Source organism: Advenella sp. (assembly GCF_052108595.1).
GTDB lineage: Bacteria > Pseudomonadota > Gammaproteobacteria > Burkholderiales > Burkholderiaceae_B > Advenella.
In genome coordinates this window covers 40,842-63,114 of the sequence record NZ_JBQEAU010000008.1, presented here as the reverse complement: position 1 = coordinate 63,114, position 22,273 = coordinate 40,842, and the positions used below count along the sequence as shown (strand labels likewise).

Annotated in this window: 28 protein-coding genes and 1 tRNA gene; 9 read left to right on the top strand and 20 right to left on the bottom strand. The window is 55.3% G+C overall.

The annotated features are described in order from the left end of the window. The 3 genes from ACTIKR_RS02715 to ACTIKR_RS02705 all read right to left on the bottom strand — a co-directional run. Positions 1 to 756 (bottom strand): metal ABC transporter permease (locus ACTIKR_RS02715; RefSeq protein WP_442327087.1); only part of this gene is annotated, 756 nt, incomplete at its 3' end. Continuing rightward, positions 756 to 1,532, bottom strand: coding sequence for a metal ABC transporter ATP-binding protein (locus ACTIKR_RS02710; protein WP_193090218.1), 777 nt, complete (start codon positions 1,530 to 1,532; stop codon positions 756 to 758). The genes ACTIKR_RS02710 and ACTIKR_RS02715, both read right to left, overlap by 1 nt. A 37-nt stretch (positions 1,533 to 1,569) precedes the next feature. Further along, positions 1,570 to 1,866, bottom strand: coding sequence for a hypothetical protein (locus ACTIKR_RS02705; protein WP_193090217.1), 297 nt, complete (start codon positions 1,864 to 1,866; stop codon positions 1,570 to 1,572). A gap of 378 nt (positions 1,867 to 2,244) precedes the next feature. Here ACTIKR_RS02705 and ACTIKR_RS02700 point away from each other — a divergent pair, with 378 nt between their 5' ends. The 5 genes from ACTIKR_RS02700 to hslU all read left to right on the top strand — a co-directional run bounded on the left by ACTIKR_RS02700 (position 2,245) and on the right by hslU (position 6,701). Beyond that, the gene (locus tag ACTIKR_RS02700) at positions 2,245 to 2,730 is read left to right on the top strand and encodes a Fur family transcriptional regulator (protein ID WP_370540259.1); all 486 of its coding nucleotides are present in this window, start codon (positions 2,245 to 2,247) and stop codon (positions 2,728 to 2,730) included. A 372-nt stretch (positions 2,731 to 3,102) separates the two neighbouring features. Next, entirely contained in the window at positions 3,103 to 4,200 is a 1,098-nt protein-coding gene (locus ACTIKR_RS02695; protein ID WP_442327086.1) for a CobW family GTP-binding protein, read from the top strand. 99 nt (positions 4,201 to 4,299) lie between these two features. Beyond that, positions 4,300 to 4,749 (top strand): RNA polymerase-binding protein DksA, encoded by a 450-nt coding sequence (gene dksA / locus ACTIKR_RS02690; protein ID WP_128395925.1) that lies wholly within the window; start codon positions 4,300 to 4,302, stop codon positions 4,747 to 4,749. A 72-nt stretch (positions 4,750 to 4,821) separates the two neighbouring features. Continuing rightward, complete coding sequence (gene hslV / locus ACTIKR_RS02685) at positions 4,822 to 5,355, top strand: ATP-dependent protease subunit HslV (protein WP_193090214.1); 534 nt, start codon at positions 4,822 to 4,824, stop codon at positions 5,353 to 5,355. Positions 5,356 to 5,369: 14 nt separating this feature from the next. Continuing rightward, positions 5,370 to 6,701, top strand: coding sequence for an ATP-dependent protease ATPase subunit HslU (gene hslU / locus ACTIKR_RS02680; RefSeq protein ID WP_193090213.1), 1,332 nt, complete (start codon positions 5,370 to 5,372; stop codon positions 6,699 to 6,701). 354 nt (positions 6,702 to 7,055) lie between these two features. On the opposite strand, the gene ACTIKR_RS02675 is transcribed toward hslU, so the two are convergent. Continuing rightward, positions 7,056 to 7,349 (bottom strand): copper-binding protein, encoded by a 294-nt coding sequence (locus ACTIKR_RS02675; RefSeq protein ID WP_193090212.1) that lies wholly within the window; start codon positions 7,347 to 7,349, stop codon positions 7,056 to 7,058. Positions 7,350 to 7,890: 541 nt separating this feature from the next. Between ACTIKR_RS02675 and ACTIKR_RS02670 the strand changes: the two genes are divergently transcribed. After that, positions 7,891 to 8,178 (top strand): HigA family addiction module antitoxin, encoded by a 288-nt coding sequence (locus ACTIKR_RS02670; protein ID WP_442327085.1) that lies wholly within the window; start codon positions 7,891 to 7,893, stop codon positions 8,176 to 8,178. Positions 8,179 to 8,183: 5 nt separating this feature from the next. Next, positions 8,184 to 8,744, top strand: coding sequence for a cob(I)yrinic acid a,c-diamide adenosyltransferase (locus tag ACTIKR_RS02665; RefSeq protein ID WP_193090210.1), 561 nt, complete (start codon positions 8,184 to 8,186; stop codon positions 8,742 to 8,744). Between the two features lie 90 nt (positions 8,745 to 8,834). On the opposite strand, the gene ACTIKR_RS02660 is transcribed toward ACTIKR_RS02665, so the two are convergent. The 6 genes from ACTIKR_RS02660 to petA form a co-directional block, all read right to left on the bottom strand. Beyond that, positions 8,835 to 8,910 (bottom strand) — tRNA-Thr (locus tag ACTIKR_RS02660). A gap of 185 nt (positions 8,911 to 9,095) precedes the next feature. Then, complete coding sequence (locus ACTIKR_RS02655; RefSeq protein WP_193090209.1) at positions 9,096 to 9,521, bottom strand: ClpXP protease specificity-enhancing factor; 426 nt, start codon at positions 9,519 to 9,521, stop codon at positions 9,096 to 9,098. 45 nt (positions 9,522 to 9,566) lie between these two features. Further along, positions 9,567 to 10,178, bottom strand: coding sequence for a glutathione S-transferase N-terminal domain-containing protein (locus ACTIKR_RS02650; RefSeq protein WP_014749335.1), 612 nt, complete (start codon positions 10,176 to 10,178; stop codon positions 9,567 to 9,569). A gap of 140 nt (positions 10,179 to 10,318) precedes the next feature. After that, a complete protein-coding gene (locus ACTIKR_RS02645) occupies positions 10,319 to 11,170 on the bottom strand; it encodes a cytochrome c1 (RefSeq protein WP_193090208.1) in 852 nt (283 codons plus the stop codon). Between the two features lie 22 nt (positions 11,171 to 11,192). Beyond that, complete coding sequence (locus ACTIKR_RS02640; protein WP_193090207.1) at positions 11,193 to 12,578, bottom strand: cytochrome b; 1,386 nt, start codon at positions 12,576 to 12,578, stop codon at positions 11,193 to 11,195. Positions 12,579 to 12,629: 51 nt separating this feature from the next. After that, entirely contained in the window at positions 12,630 to 13,274 is a 645-nt protein-coding gene (gene petA, locus ACTIKR_RS02635) for a ubiquinol-cytochrome c reductase iron-sulfur subunit (RefSeq protein WP_193090206.1), read from the bottom strand. 120 nt (positions 13,275 to 13,394) lie between these two features. On the opposite strand from petA, the gene mscL reads away from it, so the two are divergent. After that, positions 13,395 to 13,850 carry a large conductance mechanosensitive channel protein MscL gene (gene mscL / locus ACTIKR_RS02630; RefSeq protein ID WP_193090205.1) on the top strand — a complete coding sequence of 152 codons (456 nt, stop codon included), beginning with the start codon at positions 13,395 to 13,397 and terminating at the stop codon, positions 13,848 to 13,850. Positions 13,851 to 14,076: 226 nt separating this feature from the next. On the opposite strand, the gene ACTIKR_RS02625 is transcribed toward mscL, so the two are convergent. Beyond that, positions 14,077 to 14,862: a Nif3-like dinuclear metal center hexameric protein gene (locus ACTIKR_RS02625; protein ID WP_370540257.1), complete on the bottom strand. Its 786-nt coding sequence runs from the start codon at positions 14,860 to 14,862 to the stop codon at positions 14,077 to 14,079. Between the two features lie 11 nt (positions 14,863 to 14,873). Here ACTIKR_RS02625 and ACTIKR_RS02620 point away from each other — a divergent pair, with 11 nt between their 5' ends. Continuing rightward, on the top strand, positions 14,874 to 16,025 hold the full coding sequence (locus ACTIKR_RS02620) for a S1C family serine protease (protein ID WP_193090204.1): 1,152 nt from the start codon (positions 14,874 to 14,876) through the stop codon (positions 16,023 to 16,025). A gap of 588 nt (positions 16,026 to 16,613) precedes the next feature. Here ACTIKR_RS02620 and tatC read toward each other — a convergent pair. From tatC to hisB, 9 genes are all read right to left on the bottom strand, one after another. Then, a complete protein-coding gene (gene tatC / locus ACTIKR_RS02615; protein WP_442327084.1) occupies positions 16,614 to 17,405 on the bottom strand; it encodes a twin-arginine translocase subunit TatC in 792 nt (263 codons plus the stop codon). After that, complete coding sequence (gene tatB, locus ACTIKR_RS02610; RefSeq protein WP_193090202.1) at positions 17,405 to 18,133, bottom strand: Sec-independent protein translocase protein TatB; 729 nt, start codon at positions 18,131 to 18,133, stop codon at positions 17,405 to 17,407. The genes tatC and tatB overlap by 1 nt, the downstream gene beginning before the upstream one ends. 67 nt (positions 18,134 to 18,200) lie before the next feature. Next, positions 18,201 to 18,476, bottom strand: a complete 276-nt coding sequence (tatA, locus tag ACTIKR_RS02605; RefSeq protein WP_193090201.1) for a Sec-independent protein translocase subunit TatA — start codon at positions 18,474 to 18,476, stop codon at positions 18,201 to 18,203. Between the two features lie 90 nt (positions 18,477 to 18,566). Then, the gene (locus tag ACTIKR_RS02600; RefSeq protein WP_442327083.1) at positions 18,567 to 18,953 is read right to left on the bottom strand and encodes a phosphoribosyl-ATP diphosphatase; all 387 of its coding nucleotides are present in this window, start codon (positions 18,951 to 18,953) and stop codon (positions 18,567 to 18,569) included. After that, on the bottom strand, positions 18,950 to 19,342 hold the full coding sequence (hisI, locus tag ACTIKR_RS02595; RefSeq protein ID WP_193090199.1) for a phosphoribosyl-AMP cyclohydrolase: 393 nt from the start codon (positions 19,340 to 19,342) through the stop codon (positions 18,950 to 18,952). The genes ACTIKR_RS02600 and hisI overlap by 4 nt, the downstream gene beginning before the upstream one ends. Beyond that, positions 19,339 to 20,142, bottom strand: coding sequence for an imidazole glycerol phosphate synthase subunit HisF (gene hisF / locus ACTIKR_RS02590; RefSeq protein ID WP_193090198.1), 804 nt, complete (start codon positions 20,140 to 20,142; stop codon positions 19,339 to 19,341). Before hisF ends, hisI begins: the two co-directional genes overlap by 4 nt. Further along, on the bottom strand, positions 20,139 to 20,891 hold the full coding sequence (hisA, locus tag ACTIKR_RS02585; RefSeq protein ID WP_193090197.1) for a 1-(5-phosphoribosyl)-5-[(5-phosphoribosylamino)methylideneamino]imidazole-4-carboxamide isomerase: 753 nt from the start codon (positions 20,889 to 20,891) through the stop codon (positions 20,139 to 20,141). The genes hisF and hisA overlap by 4 nt, the downstream gene beginning before the upstream one ends. 90 nt (positions 20,892 to 20,981) lie before the next feature. Then, the gene (hisH, locus tag ACTIKR_RS02580) at positions 20,982 to 21,665 is read right to left on the bottom strand and encodes an imidazole glycerol phosphate synthase subunit HisH (protein ID WP_193090196.1); all 684 of its coding nucleotides are present in this window, start codon (positions 21,663 to 21,665) and stop codon (positions 20,982 to 20,984) included. A 16-nt stretch (positions 21,666 to 21,681) separates the two neighbouring features. Continuing rightward, positions 21,682 to 22,269 (bottom strand): imidazoleglycerol-phosphate dehydratase HisB, encoded by a 588-nt coding sequence (gene hisB / locus ACTIKR_RS02575; protein ID WP_193090195.1) that lies wholly within the window; start codon positions 22,267 to 22,269, stop codon positions 21,682 to 21,684. Between the last annotated feature and the right edge of the window lie 4 nt (positions 22,270 to 22,273).

Here is a 22,273-nt window from a genome sequence, read left to right as displayed (position 1 = left end):
GAAGTGATAGGACAGCACCAGGCCGATATAAGAGGCCACAACGCCCAGACACACAGCCAGGACCAGCTGCCAGCCCAGCGTACGCCCCCAGAAGCGCGCAGCAGCGGCCGGCAGCATCATCATCCCCACCACCAACAGAGTGCCCATGACCTGATAGCCGGCCACCAGATTGACCACCAGCAGAATCAGAAAGCCGCCATGAACCAGCGAGCCGCCTCCACCTTCCATTTTCAGAAAAGCCGGATCAAGACACTCGATGACCAGCGGCCGGTACATCAGCGCAAGCACAACCAGCGTCACACTGGAGACGCACATGATGAAAACCAGATGACTGTCATCGAGCCCCAGCACAGTGCCGAACAGCACGTGCAATAGGTCCAGATTGGAGCCCTTCAGAGAAATCAACAACACACCAAGGCCCAGTGATATCAGGTAAAAAGCGGCAAAACTGGCGTCCTCTTTCAGGCCGGTTGAGCGGGCCACGCTCCCTGCAAGCACGGCAACCAGCAAACCGGTAGCCAGGCCACCGACCAGCATTGCCGTCATGGAAACGCCGGCCAGCAGAAATGCCACCGCCACGCCGGGCAAAATGGCGTGCGACATGGAATCGGCCATCAGGCTCATGCGCCGCAAAATCAAAAATACCCCCAGCGGCCCCGCGGCCAGCGACACGAATATCGAACCGAACAAGGCCCGGCTCATAAACGCAAATTCGGTAAAAGGCGTAAGCAGCGCCGCAACAACCGCCTCGATCATCAGAACCCTCCCAGCGCCAGCGAGCGGGCCTGGTCCAGATTGGCTTCGGTCAGAACGCTGGCGGTGTCGCCCCAGCCCACAACCTGCCGCGCCAACAGCAGCGTTTGGGGAAAGCACTGGCGCACAAGCGCAGCATCATGCAGCACCACCAGCACGGTGCGCCCTTCGCGATGCCAATCCAGGAGAATCTGCAGCAGCAAGTCGCAGGTTCCCTCATCGACAGCAGTAAAAGGCTCGTCCAGGATCATGACCGGCGCATCGCACACGATAAGACGGGCAAACAGCGCACGTTGCATTTGTCCGCCGGACAGGCTGGAAATCAGGTCGCGGGATTTATCTGTCAGCCCGACGGTGGCCAGCGCGTCATGAATGCGCTGGCGCTCGCCCTTGTCATAGCGCCGGAAGGCGCCCACGCGGCGCCAGGCCCCCATGGAGACCAGATCATAGGTGGTAATTGGAAAGCTGCGATCAATTTCGCTGATTTGCGGCAGCAGGGAAATACCGCCCCGGAAAGGATCGTGGATCGTTACCCTGCCGGTGCGCGCCGTCAGTTGCCCTGTTACTGTCTTGAGCAGTGTCGATTTACCGGCGCCATTGGGGCCCAGGATCGCTGTCAGTGAGCCCTCTACAAAGGTGCCCGTCACGCCGCTGAGCGCCGACACCCCATTCCAGCCTACGGTCACATCGTCAAGCCGAATCACTGGCCTGGCCGCGGTTGACGCCGCTGCAACGGGACGGTCAACACAGGCGCTGTTTGTCGCGGAGGGCATGGGCATAGTGTCAGTAAGAATCGGAAAGTGCGGATGCGGGCAATCAGCCGGCAATCGCGCCCAGCCAGCCGGCCGACCAGGCGATCAGGCCCCATAACAGCAGGATGACGCCCAGCACGGGCCCCAGCCTGCCAACGGCTGATGCCAGAAAAACCGTGGAAGTTGAATCGGCCGGCATGCGCAATGCGTCGCCAGTTGAAGAAAACGAACCACGCCGGCCTGCGACGGATGCCGCCGGTACGGTATCAGCAGCTTGGGCGCGCGCCTGCTCGACAAAAGGCATCCCTGTCACTGTGGGATAGACGCGCCGCAAGGTCGGGAACAGGATATCATTGTGCATAGTTGTCTGATTTAACGAATATGTTAATGGATGGATCAGCCGGATGGGTTAGCGGTCGTACGTCTGAGTAAAAACTGCCCGAGCGTCCCTTAAACAGCATTGAATACACTGCGCTGAATTACACCTACGCTGCAACTGCCTGAACGCTCTGCGGCCGCACCCTCAATTGCGTGCCGCCGGCATCCTTATCCCTGCCGCACCATTCTTCCAAAATGATATGTTATATCATAATACACAAATTAGGCGCTGAAATGGCCTAAAATAGCCTGAAAACTTCCTCCTCGCTGGCGATGGCAGTATCATTCCAACCATCCCCGCTCAACGATTGCCTGTCACATGACCCCCAGAACGCCACCCGATACAGATCACCCGGAACAGATGCACCAGCATGGCGCCCATGCCCACTCTGTGGCCTATCAGTTGCTGGAAGCCATTCGCCATTGCGAACAACGCGGCACCCGCCTGACACCGATTCGCCAGCACGTGCTCACCCTGTTGCTGGAAGCAGGCCGCAGCCTGAAAGCCTACGAACTGCTGGAGGCCATGAAGCAGCTGTATCCGCAGGCCAAGCCTCCCACGGTCTACCGCGCCCTGGATTTCCTGGTTGAAGAAGGCCTGATCCACCGACTGGATGCCGTCAATGCCTGGACCGCCTGCCAGGACGTATCGGGTCACCACCACGACCTGTTGATTGTCTGCACGCGTTGCGGCAAGGTCGCCGAACTGAGCGCCCCGCTTATCAGCCACCAGTTGCAGGACATGATACATGCAGCCGGTTTCATTCAGACAACAAGCGAAACCGAATTGCGCGCCATGTGCAAAGACTGCAGCCAAAAACAGGACGAAACGGCCTCGGCCCCATGATTGAAACCGGCAGCCCACCGCAACACGGCTGCCCTGGCTGAAACCGACGCTAACCCGCCCTTGCGGAATAAACAGGCCGATTGCACGGAACAGGCGTTCGGAAATAGGCGCGAGTAAGACACAATATCGCCACCCTCTTTCGCAAGAGGCGGCCGATGAACATCCATTATTATTGCCAGGCATACCAGAATGTAAATTTCATTACACAAATCAAGATCTTAGGGTTTATCCTCAGTATTGAGGTTTATTTTCTTCGAGAAACAATTAACGTTTGCGACTTTCGCAAAGCTATGATGTAATCCTGCGATTGACTTTAGGAACGTCTTTTTAGAACCGGCCGGTTTCTGTTGCCGGTAAGACGTTTAAAACGCTATGACCAAAACGCAAGCACAAGCAGATAAAATGATCCCTGTCACCGTTCTTACCGGTTTTCTGGGGGCAGGTAAAACCACACTCCTGAAACGCATCCTGACCGAATATCACGGCAACCGCATCGCCGTCATCGAAAATGAATTCGGACCGGAAAGCATAGATAATGAACTTCTGGTGCAGGATAGCGACGAGCAGATTATCGAGTTGTCCAACGGCTGCGTCTGCTGCACTGTTCGCGGCGATCTGCTGAACACGCTCAACGATCTTAAAATTCGCCATCAGAAAGGCGAGTTGAAATTCGAACGCGTGGTGATCGAAACCACCGGCGTAGCCAACCCCGGCCCGGTTTGCCAGACATTCTTCATGGACGACAGCGTCGCCGCTTTCTATCGGCTCGATGCCGTGATTACGGTGGTCGATGCCAAGCACGGCATGGAAACGCTGGACACCCAGCCTGAAGCCCAAAAACAGGTCGGGTTTGCCGATCGCATCCTGGTGTCCAAGAAAGACCTGGTCACAGACCAGGAATACAGCGCCCTGCGCCATCGGTTGCTGCATATGAACCCGCGCGCCGAAATCATGCCGGTTCAATTTGGCCAAATCGATATCAATAAGGTACTGGACATCAGCGGCTTTAACCTGAATACCATTCTTGACATTGATCCCGAGTTTCTGAAAGAAGAACACCCCGATGCGGCGCACGATCATGGGCACGATCATGATCACGGCCACGCGCATGGCGAACATCACGACCACGACCACCACCATCACGATCATCATCACGCTCACCATGATGATGAAATCGGTGCCTTTGTCTTCAAATCCGAAAAACCGTTCATACCGGAACGTCTTGAAGAGTTCTTAAGCGGTGTCGTGCAGGTGTTCGGTCCCGACCTGTATCGTTACAAAGGGATTCTCTACATGAAAGGTATGCGCCAGCGCATGATCTTCCAGGGTGTGCACATGCTAATGGGTGCAGAACCCGGTAAACCATGGGGGCCTAAGGAGAAGCCCTCCAACACCATGGTGTTTATTGGCCGTAAATTGCCCAAGGATGTCATCCTTAACGGGCTGAACCAGTGTCTGGTACAGAAATAGCGGACACTGAAGCATCATATTGCGCACACATGTGATCACGCAATCTCAATCCATTGTGCGCTATATTCAACATTATTGAAGTGATATATGGAGTGTTTTATGGCTAAGGCAGCTAAAAAAACAGATGCAACAACGCAAGCCCCTCTTCTGACTGAAGAGCAACTGCTCGCCATGCCCGAATCTGACTATATGAACGATGAGCAACTGGCGTTTTTCCGCGACCGCTTAAAGCGCCTGGAAGACGAGATCATCAATAATGCAGGCGTAACCACCGAAAATCTGCGTGAAACCCAGTTCGTGCCTGATCCGGCCGACCGCGCCACGATTGAAGAGGAACACGCACTGGAATTGCGCACCCGGGATCGCGAACGCAAGCTGCTCAAGAAAGTACAGCAATCGCTTGCCCATATCGAGTCGCGTGACTACGGCTGGTGCGAAGAAACCGGCGAACCTATCGGCCTGCGCCGTCTGCTGGCCCGTCCAACCGCCACTTTGTCGCTGGAAGCCCAGGAACGGCGCGAAAAACGCCAGAAAATGTACGGTGATTAATTAATTGATCCGGGTTCCTTGAAATCTTTCTGTGCCGCCCCTATCTAACTAGGGAAACAACAGGAAGGCTCTATGGAACAATTTCACGCTACTACCATCGTCTGTGCCCGACGCGGCAATCAGGTCGCGCTCGGCGGCGATGGCCAGGTCACTCTGGGCAATATTGTCATCAAAGGCACTGCCCGCAAAATCCGCCGCTTATACCACGATAAAATTCTGGCCGGCTTCGCAGGTGCGACGGCCGACGCCTTTACGCTTCAGGAACGCTTCGAAGCCAAGCTTGAAAAACACCAAGGCAACCTGATGCGCTCTGCGGTCGAACTGACCCGCGACTGGCGCACCGATCGCATATTGCGCCGGCTCGAAGCCATGCTGATCGTGGCGGATGCCGAACACACCCTTATTTTGACCGGAAACGGCGACGTACTGGAACCCGAAAACGGCATCGCTGCCATCGGCTCCGGTGGCGCCTATGCACAGTCAGCAGCCCTGGCGCTATTGCAAAATACCGACCTGGCGCCTGATGTGGTCGTCAAAAAGTCCCTGGAAATTGCAGGCGATCTGTGCATTTACACCAACAGCAACCATATTGTTGAAACACTCTAATCGGAAATATCAGAATGTCAGCGAGTGTCATGACCCCCAAAGAAATTGTCTCTGAACTGGACAAAAACATTGTCGGACAGAACAAGGCAAAAAAATCTGTCGCCGTTGCCCTGCGCAACCGCTGGCGTCGCCAGCAGGTGCCCGAGCCCTTGCGCAACGAAATTCACCCCAAGAATATTCTCATGATTGGCCCCACCGGGGTCGGCAAAACAGAGATCGCACGGCGCCTGGCCAAGCTGGCCAATGCCCCGTTCATCAAGATCGAGGCCACCAAATTCACTGAAGTGGGTTATGTCGGTCGCGATGTCGACACCATTATTCGTGATCTGGTCGAGATCTCCATCAAGCAGACCCGTGAGATGGAAACACGCAGGGTGCGGACCCAGGCCGAAGATGCAGCAGAAGACCGGATCCTGGACGTTCTGGTAGCGCCACCGCGCGACAGCAACGGCGAACCGCTGCGTCAGGAAAATACTGCCCGCCAGACCTTTCGCAAGAAACTGCGCGAAGGACAGCTGGATGACACAGAGATTGAAATCGAAGTGAACCAAGCCATGCCGCAAATGGAAATCATGGCGCCACCGGGCATGGAAGACATGACCGAGCAGCTCAAGGGCATGTTTGCTGGTCTGAGTCGGGAGAAAAAAAAGACGTCGAAAATGACCATCAAAAACGCCTTCAAGCTACTGGTGGACGAAGAAGCCGCCAAACGGGTCAATGAAGAGGAAATCCGTACCGCTGCGGTAAAAAACGCCGAGCAGCAGGGCATCGTCTTTCTCGATGAAATCGACAAGATCGCGACCCGTCAAGAAAACAGCGGTGGCGATGTTTCCCGCCAGGGTGTGCAGCGCGACCTGCTGCCATTGGTAGAAGGCACGACCGTCAATACCAAATACGGCATGGTGCGTACAGATCACATTCTGTTCATCGCCTCGGGCGCATTTCACCTGTCCCGTCCTTCGGACCTGATCCCCGAATTGCAGGGCCGCTTCCCCATCCGGGTAGAGCTCGATTCGCTGAACACCGCCGACTTCGTCCGCATTCTGTCAGACACCGATGCGTCCCTGACCAAGCAGTACACCGCGTTGATGGCCACCGAAGACGTAGCACTGGATTTTACTGACGAAGGCATCCATCGCCTGGCGGAACTGGCTTTTGACGTCAACGAGCGCACCGAAAACATCGGTGCACGTCGACTTTATACCGTCATGGAAAAACTGTTGGAAGATCTGTCATTCGATGCGACCACCAGCAGCGGCAAAGTCGTCAAAATCGACGCCGCCTATGTCAACAGCAAGCTGGAAGAAGCCGCCAGCAGCCAGGATCTGGCACGCTACGTACTGTAAGCAATTGCAGTCGGCAATACGGCTGAAAACGAAAAGGTGCAGGCACTCATATGAGTCCTGCACCTTTTTTTGCATCAGCCACTGGCTCGCGTACATTGGCCCGATGATCTGCACATCACGCAGGACTCGCGGCAGACTGGAAAATGAACAGGGTGGTTATTGCAGAATACGCCGATAGAGGATTTTACCGGGGTCTGCGGGCACAAGCACACGCGCTCACACCCAAAGCACTTTCGCTCTTCTGTGCCTGCCCTGCGCTGCCTGCACCGCTTTAAACTGCGGCGTCTGTCTGGATACTGCACTGGCGTACAACGAGCCATTGCCACGACCAACGCCCCCGGCAAGGTCTTCAGGCTAGTTGCTGATTTCCTTGATGACGTAGTCCTTGCCGACCCGTTCGGCAGTAAAACTGACCGAATCACCAGGCTTGATATCCTTGAGCAGCGCGGCATCGATCTTGTAGGACAGCGTCATGGCCGGCAACTTCAGATCGCTGATGGCGTCCTGCTTGATGGCAATCTTGCCCTGTTCAGGTTGAATGCGGCGCACTTCTCCGCTGCCCCGCCCCGTTTCCTGGGCGTGAGCGACGCTGGTGACAGCCATGGCTGCGGCCAGCCCCAACATCACAGTTGCAATTGACTTTTTCATGCGCATCTCCGGTGTTTGCATTTCAACCTTCATTTTAGGGCAAAAGACCGTGTCCGACGAAAAGGGTACGTTTCAGTCGTTACATGGCGCTTCAGGCTGCGAGGCACTTAGCCTGCATCGCAATACAGATCCACGACAGGGCAAAATTTCCCAATTGCATAACTGCATAATATACGCCAAACTTGTTGGTTCTGAAACTTGTGCCGTGATTATGATTACGACACAATAAAAATATCTTCGTAAACCCACATGTTCGTCTTATTCAAACATAAAGGACGGCAAATCCTGTACAAAACAGGCTCCGCCAAAGAAGCGCTGGCTTCTCACACGAACAGGCCGCATCCGTTGCTGGCTTACCGTGATGCAGCAGATTCGCCACAATGTCTGAGCCTGCCAGGACTGAGACTACATCCATTCTAAAGCCAATGGCAGAGCTATTTTGCGATCACCGTTAGCGCAAACTGGCGCGTTATCTTCCGATTTATTGGGACTGATGTGCAGCTGATCAATTCTGTGGATTACCACTGAAAAGGGATTCTTTATGATGAAAAAACACCCTCATCCAGGCCAGTTGATTCGAACAGATGTCATCGAACCTTCAGGCCTGGATATCACCGAGGCGGCCGCCCGGCTTGGCGTGTCCCGATTAACGTTATCGCGGCTGCTCAACGGCCATCATGGCGTGAGTCCTGATATGGCGCCGCGTCTGGAAAAAGCCGGCGCAGGCACAGCGCAATTGTGGATGCAGCTGCAGATGAACTACGAACTGCCCAGGTTGCGCGATAAGGATATAGGCAATGTGTCTTCACTCATCAAAAGGAGCTTCTGAGCACCATGAACGACCGACTAACTTCAATCATTACCAAAACCGGCGACGATGGCACCACCGGCCTGGGTGACGGTTCGCGTATCTCCAAAAACAGTATCCGCATTCAGGCTATCGGCGATGTAGACGAACTCAACAGCCAGCTTGGGCTGCTCCTGGCTGAACCGTCCCTGCAGCAAGACATTATCCAATTGCTGCAACAGGTGCAGCACCGACTGTTTGATCTGGGCGCAGAGCTTAGCGTGCCGGGCTATACCGCGCTGGCCGAAGATCACGTCACGATGCTGGAGCAGGCGGTGCAAACGTATCATACGACCCTACCCCCATTGCGCGAATTCATCCTGCCCGGCGGCTGCGTGGCGGCTGCGCAGGCACATGTATGCCGCAGCGTCTGTCGGCGCGCCGAACGCAGCGTGGTCGCCGTCAATGCTGCCGAACCTGTCAGCGACGCGGCCCGACATTATCTGAACCGGCTATCCGATTGCCTGTTCGTGATCGCCCGGGTTCTGAATCAGTGTGCAGGACGAAGCGATATCTTCTGGCAGGCCGCCGATAAAATAAAACCTTAGCCCACAAAGCACCCGTTTTTGGCTGGCCAAAACAAAAGCCCCGCAATCAACATACCAAGGGCATGACTGAAGACGGGGCGTTTGAAATTCTGGTGCCGGTTAAAGGAGTTGAACCCTCGACCTTCTGATTACAAATCAGCTGCTCTACCAACTGAGCTAAACCGGCGAAAGAAAGATTATATGTGAAGCTGGCGGGAAAAGTCCAGTTTTACGACATACAGGGTCAAAAAAGTCACATTCATGTCTTGTTTTAGCTGCAAAAACGCCATCCGGACCGTTGCCTGCACAGTTTGCACGGGCCTGGCCATGGCATGGCGCCAGCACTGGCCACTGCCGACCAGGGCGACCTGGTTACTTGACTACCTTAAGCCAGGGCGCCTTTTCTTTCGGTGTGGGCGACGGTGGAGGATCGTCGTCTGGCGATGACGGATCATGCGCATCGGAACCCATGTCGGTCAAATCGTACTCTTCGACCTCGAACTGCATCCCTTCCTGTGTCTCGCGTGCATAAATCGCTTCGACGCGCGCCACGGGGACGGAAATTTGCCGCGAAGACCCGCCAAATCTTGCCTGAAACTCGATCCAGTCATTGCCCATGATCAGGCGATTGGTTGCCATGGCGCCCACATTCAAAGTAATGCGTTCATCACGGATAAACTCCCTGGGTACCTGGCAGGCCGCATCGACATGGACCACCAGATGAGGGGTGTAGCCGGCATCGGTACACCACTCATGCCAGGCACGCAACAGATATGGTTTGGTAGATGGTTTTTCCATTCACTTTCCTTTTGTCTGCGGCTGTGTTAACTGTCCCGGAATGGATCAGCGACGCATCACCTTTTCTGACGGCGTCAAGGCCTCGATATATGCCGGGCGCGAGAAAATCCGCTCAGCGTATTTCTGGATCGGCGCTGCATTTTTGGGCAACTCGATACCGTAATGGTCCAGACGCCACAGCAGCGGCGCCATGGTCACATCCAGCATGGAGAACTCTTCACCCAGCATGTAGCGATTTTTGATCAGCAATGGCGCTAACTGAGACAGACGGTCGCGGATCATGCGGCGGGCATTTTCCAGCTTCTTCTCGTCGGAACGGGCAGAACGATCTTCCAGCACCCCAACGTGAACAAACAGCTCTTTTTCAAAATTATGCAGGAACAAGCGGGTACGCGCGCGCATGACCGGGTCAGCAGGCATCAGTTGAGGATGCGGAAAACGCTCGTCAATGTACTCATTGATAATATTGGATTCGTACAGAATCAGGTCGCGCTCTACCAGGATGGGCACGCGACCGTAGGGGTTCATGACCGAGATATCCTCGGGCTTGTTGAACAGGTCAATATCACGAACCTCAAAGTCCATGCCTTTTTCGTATAGGACGAAACGGCAGCGTTGAGAAAATGGACACGTGGTTCCAGAATATAGCACCATCATGGTGTGCAGTCTCCCGCAAAAAATAAAAAAAAGAAAAGGTCAGTGCCATCATACAACAAGCACTGACCCGAATCACAGTGGTTCTGACATCGGCAACAAAGGGAGGGTTTTGCACTCCCCCCGACTGCCACCGACAACGCTTACTTAACGTGTTTCCAGTAAGACGCGTTCAGCCTCCAGACAACGATAAAGAACAGTCCGAGGAACAACAGCACCCATACGCCCACCTTCTTGCGCAGCAGTTGTTCCGGCTCGGACATCCAGCCCAGAAATGCGGTCAGGTCAGCAACGTCGTTATCAAACTGCGCCTGTTTGGATGGATCCAGATACTTCAGTGTCGAGTGTGACGATGCACTGCCATGATACTCAGGCAGGGGCTCGTCGCTCACGACAGACTTGAAGCCTTCGGAGTCCACTTTCGTGATGATCTTGCGCCATTCCTGCTTGCCGTCTTTTTCCACAGGATGGATGTCGACAGTTTCCAGTTCGCGCGGCCCTTGCAGGTTCCACATGGCATGCGGCATACCTACGTTCGGGAACAGCAGGTTGTTCCAGCCCAAAGGACGGGACGCATCGCGGTAGAACGTACGCAGGTAGGTGTAGATGTAGTCAGTACCGTCCTGGCCCATATTGGCAGCCTTGGCGCGCGCCATGACCGACAGGTCAGGCGGAGCTGCACCAAACCAGGCTTTGGCGTCAGCCGGGCTCATGGCAACGTGCATGAGTTCACCGACCTTATCGCCGGTAAACAGCAAGTTTTCCTTGATCTGCTCTTCGGTCAGGCCAAGTTCCGTGAGCTTGTTGTAGCGCATGGCATTGGCACTGTGACAATTCAGACAGTAGTTGACGAAAAGCTTCGCGCCATTTTGCAAAGAAGGCAGATGATTGACACGGTTGGGGGCACGATCCCACTCCATGCCGCCTTCGGCGGCCAGGACAGGAGTGGCAAAAGTGACGACCAATAACAATGCGCCTATTAACTTTTTAAACATGTTCATTCCTGTATTTTTCAACTTAGTGGGGATGGAAGGTCACACGATCAGGGACTTTCTTGAACGTGCCCAGCCGGCTCCAGATTGGCATGAACAGGAAGAAAACCAGGTAAATCAGTGTACCCACTTGAGAAATAATATTCAGGACAGGACCTGGCGCCTTCGTACCAATGATGCCCAGGATCACGAAGTTGATCAGGAATACCGCATACACCAGCTTGTGCCAGCCTGGACGGTAGCGGATTGATTTGACCGGGGAATGATCAAGCCAAGGCATGAAACCCAGGATGACCACGGTGCCACCCATAATAACCACACCCCAGAATTTCGCATCGTAGACACGCAGGGCAACCGCAACCAGCACCAGAATAACCGGGAAAATGATTTTCCAGACACCCTTGAGATTTTTGCTAAACAGCAGGCCTACGGCAAAGATCAGCGCCAGGGCAACCAGCACCCAGGTAAATTCATCTGTTGTTGCACGCAGCATGGAGTAGAACGGCGTGAAATACCAGACAGGCGCAATATGCGGCGGTGTCTTGAATGCATCGGCCGGCAGGAAGTTATTGGCTTCCAGGAAGTAACCACCCATGGTTGGCGCAAAGAACATGATTGCGGCAAAAACAATGAGAAAACCGACAACGCCCATCAGATCGTGTACGGAATAGTACGGATGAAAGGGAATGCCGTCCAGCGGACGACCGCTGGCATCTTTCTTCTCTTTGATTTCAATGCCGTCCGGGTTGTTCGAGCCAACTTCATGCAGGGCGATAAGGTGGGCAGCGACCAGACCAATGAGCACCAGCGGAATGGCAATCACGTGGAAAGCAAAGAAGCGGTTGAGTGTGGCATCGGATACGACGAAGTCGCCACGAATCCAGATGGACAGGTCAGGACCGACATAAGGAATAGCGGAGAACAGATTCACAATCACCTGGGCGCCCCAGAATGACATTTGACCCCATGGCAGCAGATAACCGAAGAAGGCTTCCGCCATCAGACAGAGGAAAATGGCCACGCCGAAGATCCAGACCAGTTCGCGCGGTTTACGATAAGAGCCGTAGAACAGGCCACGCAACATGTGCAGATACACGACCACAAAGAACATGGAAGCGCCGGTAGAGTGCATATAGCGGATGATCCAGCCATACGGCACTTCGCGCATGATGTATTCCACCGATGTGAACGCCAGGGCGGCATCGGGTTTGTAGTGCATGACCATGAAAATACCGGTCACGATCTGGATAACCAGAACCAGCAGAGCCAGTGATCCGAAGAAATACCAGAAATTGAAGTTTTTGGGTGCGTAATACTCGGACAGATGGGCTTTCCACAGACTTGTCAGTGGGAAACGCCGATCAACCCAACCCAACAATCCTGTCGTTTCGACAACTTTTTCGCCAGCCATTTTACAGGGCTCCTTTTCTAACTAGGCAAGAGATCAGACGGATCATTGGGATCAGCCTTCCGCTTTTTCTAAACCGACCATAATGGTGTTATCGTCGATAAAGTAATAAGGGGGAATGAGAAGATTGTCAGGCGCGGGCTGATTTTTGAAAACCCGGCCGGCCAGATCAAAATGGGAACCATGGCAAGGGCAAAGAAAGCCGCCTTCCCAGTCGGCACCCATACCCTCGGAACCGCCGATGGCGAAACGGGGTGAAGGAGAACAGCCCAGGTGTGTGCAGATACCAACGCAAATAAACCATTCCGGCTTGCGTGAACGGCCTTCGTTCTTGGCAAAATCGGGGGTGTAGTCAGGACGCTCGGACTTTGGATCGGCAAGGTGCGAATCGTTTTTGGTCAGCCCGTCAATCATGGCCTGCGTACGGCGGATGACCCACACCGGCTTGCCCTGCCATTCGGCGGTGATCATGCCGCCTGGGGCAATGCCGCCCAACGCGATTTCCACTGGCGCACCAGCTGCTTTGGCCCGATCGGACGGGTTCATTGATGCTACAAAGGGAACGGCCGTTGCCACTCCTGCCACACCACCGACCGCACAGGCTGTACCCAGCCAGAAGCGTCTTTGCGGATCAGAGGGAAGCACCGCTGGCGTAGCGGGCCCCTGATTATCATACTGCTGTATAGAATCCTGACTCATTATCCATCCTTGTTGATACACTCAAGGTACTAAAATTTACTATATTTTATGTGTACATAATTTGGCAACCGTTTATTATATACCGGTGCCCGTGCCGGGCGTGGGAAAAAGGACATAATCATGAGTAAAGGTTTTATAAACGAGTTCAAAGAGTTTGCAGTCAAAGGCAACATGATTGATCTGGCGGTTGGTGTGATTATCGGCGCCGCTTTCGGAAAGATCATTGACTCTTTAGTGAAAGACGTCATCATGCCCTTGATCAATTTCATCCTCGGTGGGTCTGTTGATTTTGCCAATAAATTCATTGTCTTATCCGAGCCTGCTGGCTATGCTGGAGCACGCACCTACGAAGCCATGAGCAAAGCCGGCGCCATCTTGCTGGGCTATGGCAATTTTCTCACAATCTTCCTTAATTTCATCTTATTGGCACTGGTTGTCTTCTGCCTGGTCAAAGCCGTTGCCAAAGCGCGCGCCACCTTTGAACGAGAAAAAGAGGCCGAAGCTGCCGCCGATCCGGCCGATGTCGCCCTGCTCAAAGAGATCCGCGATCTGCTGCGTCAGAAACCTACGGTCTGACCTGCTACGCTCATTGTCACCGCAGGCCTCGGCTCCTGAGGCCTGACCCTAACGGCAAGACCTGCAGTAAAAAAACAACATCTGTGATCAATCGCAGATGTTGTTTTTTTATCCGGCAGCATTTCATTCGGATTGCCATGGCAGGCAAAGGGACAAGCTGCACGGCGGCATCTGTCACTGTGACCACGGAGAATATGCGTGTCCCAGCCATCACTGACGCGCTGCGCTACACGGGGTTGGGCAGATCCACGAACTCTACATCCAGGCCGAAGCGCGCTGCTACAGCCTGCCCCAGCGCCTGAACACCATAGCGCTCGGTCGCATGATGGCCGGCGCCAATATAGGCCACGCCCGATTCCATCGCCTGATGATAGACCTGTTCCGACGCCTCTCCGGTCAGATAGACATCCACCCCGCGCGCAATCGCCTCTTCGAACATGCCCTGGGCGCCACCGGTGCACCAGGCAATACGCTGCAACGGCTGCTCACTGTTGCCTATAAGCAACGGATGCCGCTCCAGGGCCGATTCAATTTGCGCACCCAGATCGCCCAGCGTACGCAGACCGGGCGGCAATGTGCCCGACCAGATCAAACCGCCTCTGCCAAATACGACCGGCTGTCCGCTGCCGTCCTCGGCCCGATCGGGAATAAGGCCCAGAATCCTTGCCAATTGCGCATTGTTGCCCCATTCCGGGTGCGCATCCAGCGGCAAATGGTAGCCAATGATGTTCAAGCCATGCCTTATCGCCAATTGCATGCGATGATATTTACTGCCGACCACACAGGGATTCTCGCCTTTCCAGAACCATCCGTGATGAACAAGAACGGCATCGGCGCCTTTGTCTGCAGCAATTTGCAACAGTCTCGCCGAGGCAGTAACGCCCGTAATCACCTTTTTTATTTCGGCCTTACCCTGCACCTGCAGCCCGTTTGGTGCATAATCTTGAAAGAGGGCTGGTTGTAGTTGCTGGTCCAGCCAGCCCAGCAAATCCTGCACGAAAATTTTATTCACGACGTTTTCCTATGTATCGTTTTTGGTTACTGTTATCTCAGGCGATCACCGTCTGCCTGGCGTTGGTATTCACCATTACAACATTGCGCCCGGGCTGGCTGACGCCTGGCGCCAGCGACAGTCCACGCGTTCCGCCCGCCACGGTGCTTACATCAGCCGACGAGAGCCTGAGCTTTACCTCGGCCGTTGCCGCTGCCACGCCTTCCGTTGTGAATATCTATACCACAAAGAACATCGAATCGCCTTTCAAAAACTTGCCGGATGTTCCTGCGCTCAAACCCTTTATCAAGGATAACAAGGATCTGAACACAATGGGGCCCACCAATCTGGGTTCTGGTGTTATCGCCTCGGACAAGGGCTATATTCTGACCAACTATCACGTGATCGAAGCGGCCGATTCCATTGAAGTGGGCCTGGCAGACGGGCGCAAGGCCCCTGCCAAACTGATCGGCACCGACCCCGATACGGATCTGGCTGTGCTCAAGGCCGATCTTCCCGACCTGCCGGTCATCCACTACAACGCCGGCAATACGCCACGGATCGGCGATGTGGTCCTGGCAATCGGCAACCCGTTCGGCGTGGGCCAGACAACCACCATGGGTATTGTATCGGCGCTGGGTCGTACCGGCCTGGGAATCAATACCTATGAAAATTTCATTCAAACCGATGCCGCCATCAATCCGGGCAACTCCGGCGGAGCACTGATCAATACACGCGGCGATCTGATCGGCATAAACACGGCCATCTATACCGAATCGGCTGCCGGTGGCTCGCTGGGCATCGGCTTTGCCACGCCGGCCGATACCGCCATGCGCATCATGTACGAAATCATCAAGACCGGCAGCGTTTCGCGCGGCTGGCTTGGCATAGAGCCACAGGACATCACCACCGATCTGGCCAGGGCGTTCAATCTGAAAAACACCAATGGGGTGATTATTGCCACACTGGCCCCGAATGGTCCGGCCGGACAGGCTGGCCTGCTGGTTGGCGACATCCTGCTGGCGGCCAATGGCGAAGACATTCCCGGCACCGATCATTTGCTGAACAAAATCGCCGAATTTGCGCCCCAATCCAAAGTCACCTTCACCGTTTTGCGCGGCGGCAAAAAGCACGACTTCATCGTAACGCTGGGTAAACGGCCGCAGGTAAGCACCACCAACTGATCGCGACCGATACGGCAGACAGGCGGTCCGGCCGTATCCTTCTGCCGCACACTTCCTGTCACGTCACCTTCATCCTGCCGGCCGCATCAAAACAATACCAACGCGCGAATCGCAGCCGCTGGCCATCATCCATGAGCTCCACCGTGCTCGCTTGCCGCACCCGTGACACCACTGCGTCTGCCGCGCACCAACGCAGCAATGAGGATCGCATTGCACGCAGAAAATTCAATAGTCTGAAATGGATGACAGCGGGATGACTGAATGCTAGGGATGATACGCACAGCGGGTGAACAGCTGCCCGGACAAAGCCGTAGCGTGGAAACGACAGAGACCGCAGGAGGGAAAGCGAAAGTAAGAAAGAAGAATAAGAGAAAGTAGAAACGACCAAGAGAGGCGCGACAGCATCAACAGGAGCGATCTGCGCCACGCCGTTATCGCGCCAGAAAACTGCAATACCCCGCTGTAATACGACGGCTGCCGCAGGTCCTCTGCCTGCACCGCCGCTGCGCACGGCCGGCACCGCCTATGCGGCTTCGACCACGACCGGTGTACCGCTAGGGGCCATCGCGCCCGTACAGGCAGATCGCCCTACTCTTCAGATTCTGATTCCTGCTGATCCAATTTGCTGATTTTGACAAAGCGCGCGGCAAACAGCCCCAGCTCAAACAACAGGCACAAGGGAACCGCCAGCAGAAATTGCGACATGATATCGGGCGGCGTCACCACCGCCGCCACCACAAAGGCCCCGACAACGACATAGCCGCGCATTGCCTTGAGCTTGTCCACTGAAATCATGCCGGTACTGACCAGCACGACAACGACAATAGGCACTTCAAACGTGACGCCAAAAGCCAGGAACATGGTCATCACAAAGCCAAGATACGCCTCGATATCAGGCGCGAAATTGATAGACTCGGGCGAGACCATGGCGATGAAATGAAAGACGGTATGGAAAACAATGTAGTAGCAGAATGCCATCCCGAAAAAGAACAGCATCGTGCTGGAGACAACCAGCGGCATGGCCAACTGTTTCTCATGGCGATACAGGCCCGGCGCGATAAAAGCCCAGGCCTGGTGCAGCACGTAAGGCAGGGCAATCATGAACGCAAGCAGCAGCGTTACTTTAAGCGGAACCAGAAACGGCGTGATCACGCCGGTGGCGATCATCCGGTTGCCGGCCGGCCACGACGCAATCATGGGCTGGGCAATGAAATCGTAGACCGCGCCCGTACCAGGATAGATACACAGAATGGCAAAGAGTCCGATCACGGCCAGTAGCGCCCTGATCAAGCGCGTACGCAATTCGATCAGATGGGAAAAAAAGCTGTCTTCAGGCAGACTTTCCTGCGCGTTGTCGGGAGGAAGAATTGGATTGGCCATCAGGAATGCTTATCGGAACGGGTAACGGCAGAAGCAGGTGCATCGGCTTCTGTGGATTTGACATCGGGCCGATCAGCCGCGGCAGGCAAGGGTGAAGCAGTCTTCTGCGCAGCCTGGGGGGCAGACTTGTCAACAGACGAGGGGCCGACAGCTGCGGTCGCTGTTTTGCCTGCGGCCGTCGCATCGGCGCCAACAGCAGGCTCGACAGGAGGCTCTGCCAGCGGCGCCATCAGGTCTGCAACCCCTGCTGTAGTCGATTGCGGACCGGCCACCGTGGACGCGGCGGCTGGCGCAACCCTTTTCGATGAATCGGCGTCGGCCCCGGTGGCATCAGCCTGTGTATCAGCCGCAAGATTGCCTGCGGCTGTGGTGTCTGATTCGCTTTGTTGTGTTGCCGTGGTGTTCGGACTAACGCTATCGCGTAGCGAATTGCCTGTACGCTCCAGGTCATCCCGCAGGGCATTGACCGGGTTGCGCAAGGCGCTCGCAGTATCTTCGACCGACGATTTGACGTCGCTGACCGCAGACTGCATTTCTTCTTTGATTTTAGCAATTTCCTGGATATCCACTTCCCGCTGAATATCGCTTTTGACATCGCTCACGTAGCGCTGCGCACGACCCACCAGATGGCCCAACGTACGGGCGACCGTAGGCAGGCGTTCGGGGCCGATCACAATGAGCCCCACAACACCGATAACGAACAGCTCTCCGAAACTTAAACCAAACATACTTGCTACTTTTCAAGAAGATCGGCGGGGTATGCCGCAGCTGATGCCGACCGTCGGCACGACGTATTTACTCAGACTTGTCGCGAGCCTGCACGTCGATCGCATCCGGGTTGGAGCGCGCAGCCGTGTCGGGCCGTGCAGGATCCTGCGTGTCGGCTACCTTGCGATTGAGCCCATCGTCTTTGGACGAATCGGCTTCTTCGTTGGCATCCTTGACGCCTTTTTTGAATCCCTTGACTGCACCGCCCAGATCTTCGCCTACGTTGCGCAGCTTTTTGGTACCGAAAATGAGGGCGACAATGACCAGTACGATCAACCAGTGCCAGATACTTAGACTGCCCATGTTTTACTCCTGAAATCAGATTGCGTGAATACGCATACTATACCAATTAATTGGCGAATCAATAGGGAAATATCATGACCGTAATCGCAGTTATGCACTGCGGTCCGGCGCGCTATCGGCGCCTTCATGACTACGCGCTGCCTTTTCCTCAAGCCCGGACAGGCCTTCGCGGCGTGCCAGCTCGGCCAGTACATCTTCAGGTCGAAGCCCATAATGGGTTAGCGCGACCAGACAGTGAAACCACAAATCAGCCGTTTCAGACACAATCCGCTCGGGTACGCCGTCTTTGGCGGCCATCACCAGTTCGGTTGCTTCCTCTCCGATTTTCTTGAGAAAAGCGTCGGGCCCACGCGCCAGCAATTTGGCGGTATATGACGATTGTGAATCACCGCCGGCCTGTGGCCTGCGCGTTTCCAACACATCGGCCAAACGAACCAGAATATCGGTAGTGGGTGCCGGAAGGGTATCTTGCGTCATTTGTACATACTCTGCGGATCCTTGAGCACCGCATCGGTTATCTGCCATTGCCGTGCATCCGCACTGCCGGTGAGTTCGCGAAAAAAACAACTCTCGCGGCCTGTATGGCAGGCCACGCCGCCCTGCTGCTCAACGGTAAGCAGTATGACGTCTCCATCGCAATCGAGACGCAGCGAACACACCCGCTGGGTATTGCCCGACTCTTCGCCCTTGCGCCAGAGCCGCTTGCGCGACCGCGACCAATAGACGGCTCTGCCGGTTTCCGCGGTTTCCTGAAGCGCCTCGCGAGTCATCCAGGCAACCATCAGAATCCGGCCACTTTGCCAGTCCTGCGCGATAGCAGGCACCAGGCCGTCCGCGTCGAATACTACGTCATCTATCCAGTTCATTGAGTGTTCCTGACCTGTATCCCGTGTTCGGCCATATACGCCTTGGCCTGCGCGATACTGTAATCGCCGTAATGGAATATGCTGGCGGCCAGCACCGCGCTGGCGCGGCCTTCGTTAACACCGTCGCAAAGATGTTGCAAATTGCCAACCCCGCCGGAGGCGATGACCGGCACCGCCACAGCATCGGAAATGGTTCGGGTCAGCTGCAGGTCAAACCCCGCTTGCGTGCCGTCCTGATCCATGCTGGTAATCAATAATTCACCGGCACCATAGCGGGCCATGCGTACGGCCCAGGCAACAGCGTCGATGCCCGTGGGCTTGCGCCCGCCATGGGTAAACACTTCCCAGCGCGGCGGCTCACCTGGCGCCGAGACCCGGCGCGCATCCACAGCCACCACAATGCACTGTGAACCGTAATAATCGGCGCAGGCACGCACCAACTCGGGTTCATTCACAGCCGCACTATTAATAGATACCTTGTCGGCGCCGGCATTGAGCAGGCGTTGCACGTCGGGCAGCGCCCGCACTCCACCACCGACCGTGAGCGGAATAAACACTTCCGATGCCACCTGCTCTATCATGGACAAGGTTAGATCCTTGCCATCACTGGTAGCCGTAATGTCCAGGAAAGTGAGTTCGTCGGCCCCCTGTTCATTGTAGCGCCTTGCGATTTCCACCGGGTCACCGGCATCACGCAACTGGACAAAATTCACGCCCTTGACGACGCGCCCGGCCGTTACATCAAGGCACGGTATGACGCGGGTGGTCAGGGTGTGCGCGGCAGCCGTAGAATGTGTCACTCCTGCTCGTCCCCGTTCAGCTCGTCAGCCATTTCCTGTGCCGCTTGAAAATCCAGCGTGCCTTCGTAGATGCTGCGGCCCAGAATAACGCCTTCGACGCCGTCCTGTTCGACCTCGCACAAAGCTTCGATATCTGTCAGGTCCGTGACGCCGCCCGAGGCAATGACCGGAATCCTGACATGCTGGGCCAGACGCACCGTGGCTTCGATATTGACGCCACTCAACATGCCGTCGCGGCCGATATCGGTGTAGATAATGGACTCAACGCCGTAGTCTTCGAACTTGCGGCCAAGATCGAGCACATCGTGCTTGGTCAGTTTGCTCCACCCATCGGTCGCAACCTTGCCATCCCTGGCATCGAGCCCCACAATGATGTTGCCCGGAAAAGCGCTGCAGGCATCCTGCAGAAAGCCAGGATCCTTCACCGCCGCCGTCCCGATAATGACATATTCGATGCCGAAATCCAGATACCGTTCAATGGTATCCAGATCGCGGATGCCACCGCCAATCTGCACCGGGATGTCGTCTCCGACGGCCCGCACGATGGCCCTGATCACATCTTCGTTTTTGGGCTTGCCAGCGACGGCCCCGTTCAGGTCGACCAGATGCAGGCGTCTTGCGCCCTGGTCATACCATTGTTCCGCGACGGTAACCGGGTCTTCGGAAAAAATGGTGGCATCCTGCAAGTCCCCCTGGCGCAGGCGGACACAACGTCCGTCCTTCAAATCAATGGCTGGTATGAGCAGCATAACAATCAGATTATCAAAATAAGAATAAAATTAAAATTATGAACGCATGATGCGGTTTCACAATTCACCCAACTGCCATGACCTTCATGGTCAGATATCCCAGTTTACAAAATTCCGATAAAGACGCAAGCCTAATTGCGCGCTTTTCTCGGGATGAAACTGTACTGCAAAGATATTGTCCCGCGCCACAGCGCAGGTAAAATGGTGTCCGTATACGGTTTCTCCCACCGAAATGGCGGTTTCTGCCGGATCGACATAATAACTGTGGACGAAATAAAAATAGCTATCATCCGGAATGCCTTCCCACAATGCATGCGGTTTTGCCTGCTTTACCCGGCTCCAGCCCATGTGCGGCACTTTGAGCAGGCGTGCCTCGTGCTGCACCAGCGCGGCAGACGTATCAGACTGTTCCTGCAAATTCACGGCAAATTGCGGTCCGGCAAACTTGCGCACAGTGCCGGGAAAAATACCCAAACATGGTACATCGCCTTCTTCACTGTGCTGCATCAGCATCTGCTCACCAACACAGACGCCCAGCAGGGGCTTGCTATCGGCGGCGCGTTGCACTGCCTCCATCAGCCCAGAACGCTGCAAGTTGCGCATGCAATCGGGCATGGCCCCCTGCCCAGGAAAAACAATCCGGTCTGCCTTCTCAAGCGCCGCCACGTCGGAGGCCAGATAGACATCCGCTTCGCTTGCCGCATGACGCAAGGCGCGCTCTACTGAATGCAGGTTTCCCATGCCATAGTCGACAATGGCAATTTTGCTGCTCATGAACGCATTCCCGCCATTACAGCACGCCCTTGGTCGACGGAATCATGCCTTCGCTGCGCGCATCGGGGGTCAGCGCCATGCGCAGCGCCCGTCCGAATGCCTTGAAAACGGTTTCGGCCTGATGATGCGAATTGGTGCCGCGCAAATTGTCGATATGCATTGTGACCAGCGCATGGTTGACAAAGCCCTGGAAAAATTCACGCATCAGATCGACGTCAAAGCGCCCGACGTGCGAGCGAGTAAACGGAATATGATATTCAAGGCCGGGGCGGCCGGAAAAATCAATGACCACGCGCGATAAGGCTTCATCCAGCGGCACATAGGAATGGCCGTAGCGGGTTATTCCCTTTTTGTCGCCCACCGCCCTGGCCACGGCCTGGCCCAGTGTAATGCCGACATCTTCCACAGTGTGGTGATCGTCGATATGCACATCGCCTTCACATTTGATGTCAAGGTCAATGAGGCCATGGCGCGCAATCTGGTCGATCATGTGATCAAGAAAAGGCACGCCGGTATTAATGGACTGTTTGCCTGTGCCATCCAGGTTCAGTGAAACCGCGATACGGGTTTCATTGGTATTTCGGGTAATGTCAGCGGTTCGCATAACT

Excerpts from the sequence above, each read along its gene's own strand:
- dksA (WP_128395925.1), top strand. The coding sequence starts at position 4,300 with ATGGCTAAGGCAGCTAAAAAAACAGATGCAACAACGCAAGCCCCTCTT.
- ACTIKR_RS02675 (WP_193090212.1), bottom strand. The coding sequence starts at position 7,349 with ATGAAAAAGTCAATTGCAACTGTGATGTTGGGGCTGGCCGCAGCCATG.
- tatC (WP_442327084.1), bottom strand. The coding sequence starts at position 17,405 with ATGGCCAATCCAATTCTTCCTCCCGACAACGCGCAGGAAAGTCTGCCT.
- ACTIKR_RS02695 (WP_442327086.1), top strand. The coding sequence starts at position 3,103 with ATGACCAAAACGCAAGCACAAGCAGATAAAATGATCCCTGTCACCGTT.
- mscL (WP_193090205.1), top strand. The coding sequence starts at position 13,395 with ATGAGTAAAGGTTTTATAAACGAGTTCAAAGAGTTTGCAGTCAAAGGC.
- ACTIKR_RS02645 (WP_193090208.1), bottom strand. The coding sequence starts at position 11,170 with ATGTTTAAAAAGTTAATAGGCGCATTGTTATTGGTCGTCACTTTTGCC.
- hslV (WP_193090214.1), top strand. The coding sequence starts at position 4,822 with ATGGAACAATTTCACGCTACTACCATCGTCTGTGCCCGACGCGGCAAT.
- tatA (WP_193090201.1), bottom strand. The coding sequence starts at position 18,476 with ATGGGCAGTCTAAGTATCTGGCACTGGTTGATCGTACTGGTCATTGTC.
- ACTIKR_RS02640 (WP_193090207.1), bottom strand. The coding sequence starts at position 12,578 with ATGGCTGGCGAAAAAGTTGTCGAAACGACAGGATTGTTGGGTTGGGTT.
- ACTIKR_RS02600 (WP_442327083.1), bottom strand. The coding sequence starts at position 18,953 with ATGACGCAAGATACCCTTCCGGCACCCACTACCGATATTCTGGTTCGT.
- ACTIKR_RS02655 (WP_193090209.1), bottom strand. The coding sequence starts at position 9,521 with ATGGAAAAACCATCTACCAAACCATATCTGTTGCGTGCCTGGCATGAG.
- hslU (WP_193090213.1), top strand. The coding sequence starts at position 5,370 with ATGTCAGCGAGTGTCATGACCCCCAAAGAAATTGTCTCTGAACTGGAC.
- ACTIKR_RS02710 (WP_193090218.1), bottom strand. The coding sequence starts at position 1,532 with ATGCCCATGCCCTCCGCGACAAACAGCGCCTGTGTTGACCGTCCCGTT.
- ACTIKR_RS02650 (WP_014749335.1), bottom strand. The coding sequence starts at position 10,178 with ATGATGGTGCTATATTCTGGAACCACGTGTCCATTTTCTCAACGCTGC.
- ACTIKR_RS02705 (WP_193090217.1), bottom strand. The coding sequence starts at position 1,866 with ATGCACAATGATATCCTGTTCCCGACCTTGCGGCGCGTCTATCCCACA.
- petA (WP_193090206.1), bottom strand. The coding sequence starts at position 13,274 with ATGAGTCAGGATTCTATACAGCAGTATGATAATCAGGGGCCCGCTACG.
- tatB (WP_193090202.1), bottom strand. The coding sequence starts at position 18,133 with ATGTTTGGTTTAAGTTTCGGAGAGCTGTTCGTTATCGGTGTTGTGGGG.
- hisH (WP_193090196.1), bottom strand. The coding sequence starts at position 21,665 with ATGAGCAGCAAAATTGCCATTGTCGACTATGGCATGGGAAACCTGCAT.
- ACTIKR_RS02700 (WP_370540259.1), top strand. The coding sequence starts at position 2,245 with ATGCACCAGCATGGCGCCCATGCCCACTCTGTGGCCTATCAGTTGCTG.
- ACTIKR_RS02665 (WP_193090210.1), top strand. The coding sequence starts at position 8,184 with ATGAACGACCGACTAACTTCAATCATTACCAAAACCGGCGACGATGGC.
- hisA (WP_193090197.1), bottom strand. The coding sequence starts at position 20,891 with ATGCTGCTCATACCAGCCATTGATTTGAAGGACGGACGTTGTGTCCGC.
- ACTIKR_RS02670 (WP_442327085.1), top strand. The coding sequence starts at position 7,891 with ATGATGAAAAAACACCCTCATCCAGGCCAGTTGATTCGAACAGATGTC.
- hisB (WP_193090195.1), bottom strand. The coding sequence starts at position 22,269 with ATGCGAACCGCTGACATTACCCGAAATACCAATGAAACCCGTATCGCG.
- ACTIKR_RS02620 (WP_193090204.1), top strand. The coding sequence starts at position 14,874 with ATGTATCGTTTTTGGTTACTGTTATCTCAGGCGATCACCGTCTGCCTG.
- hisI (WP_193090199.1), bottom strand. The coding sequence starts at position 19,342 with ATGAACTGGATAGATGACGTAGTATTCGACGCGGACGGCCTGGTGCCT.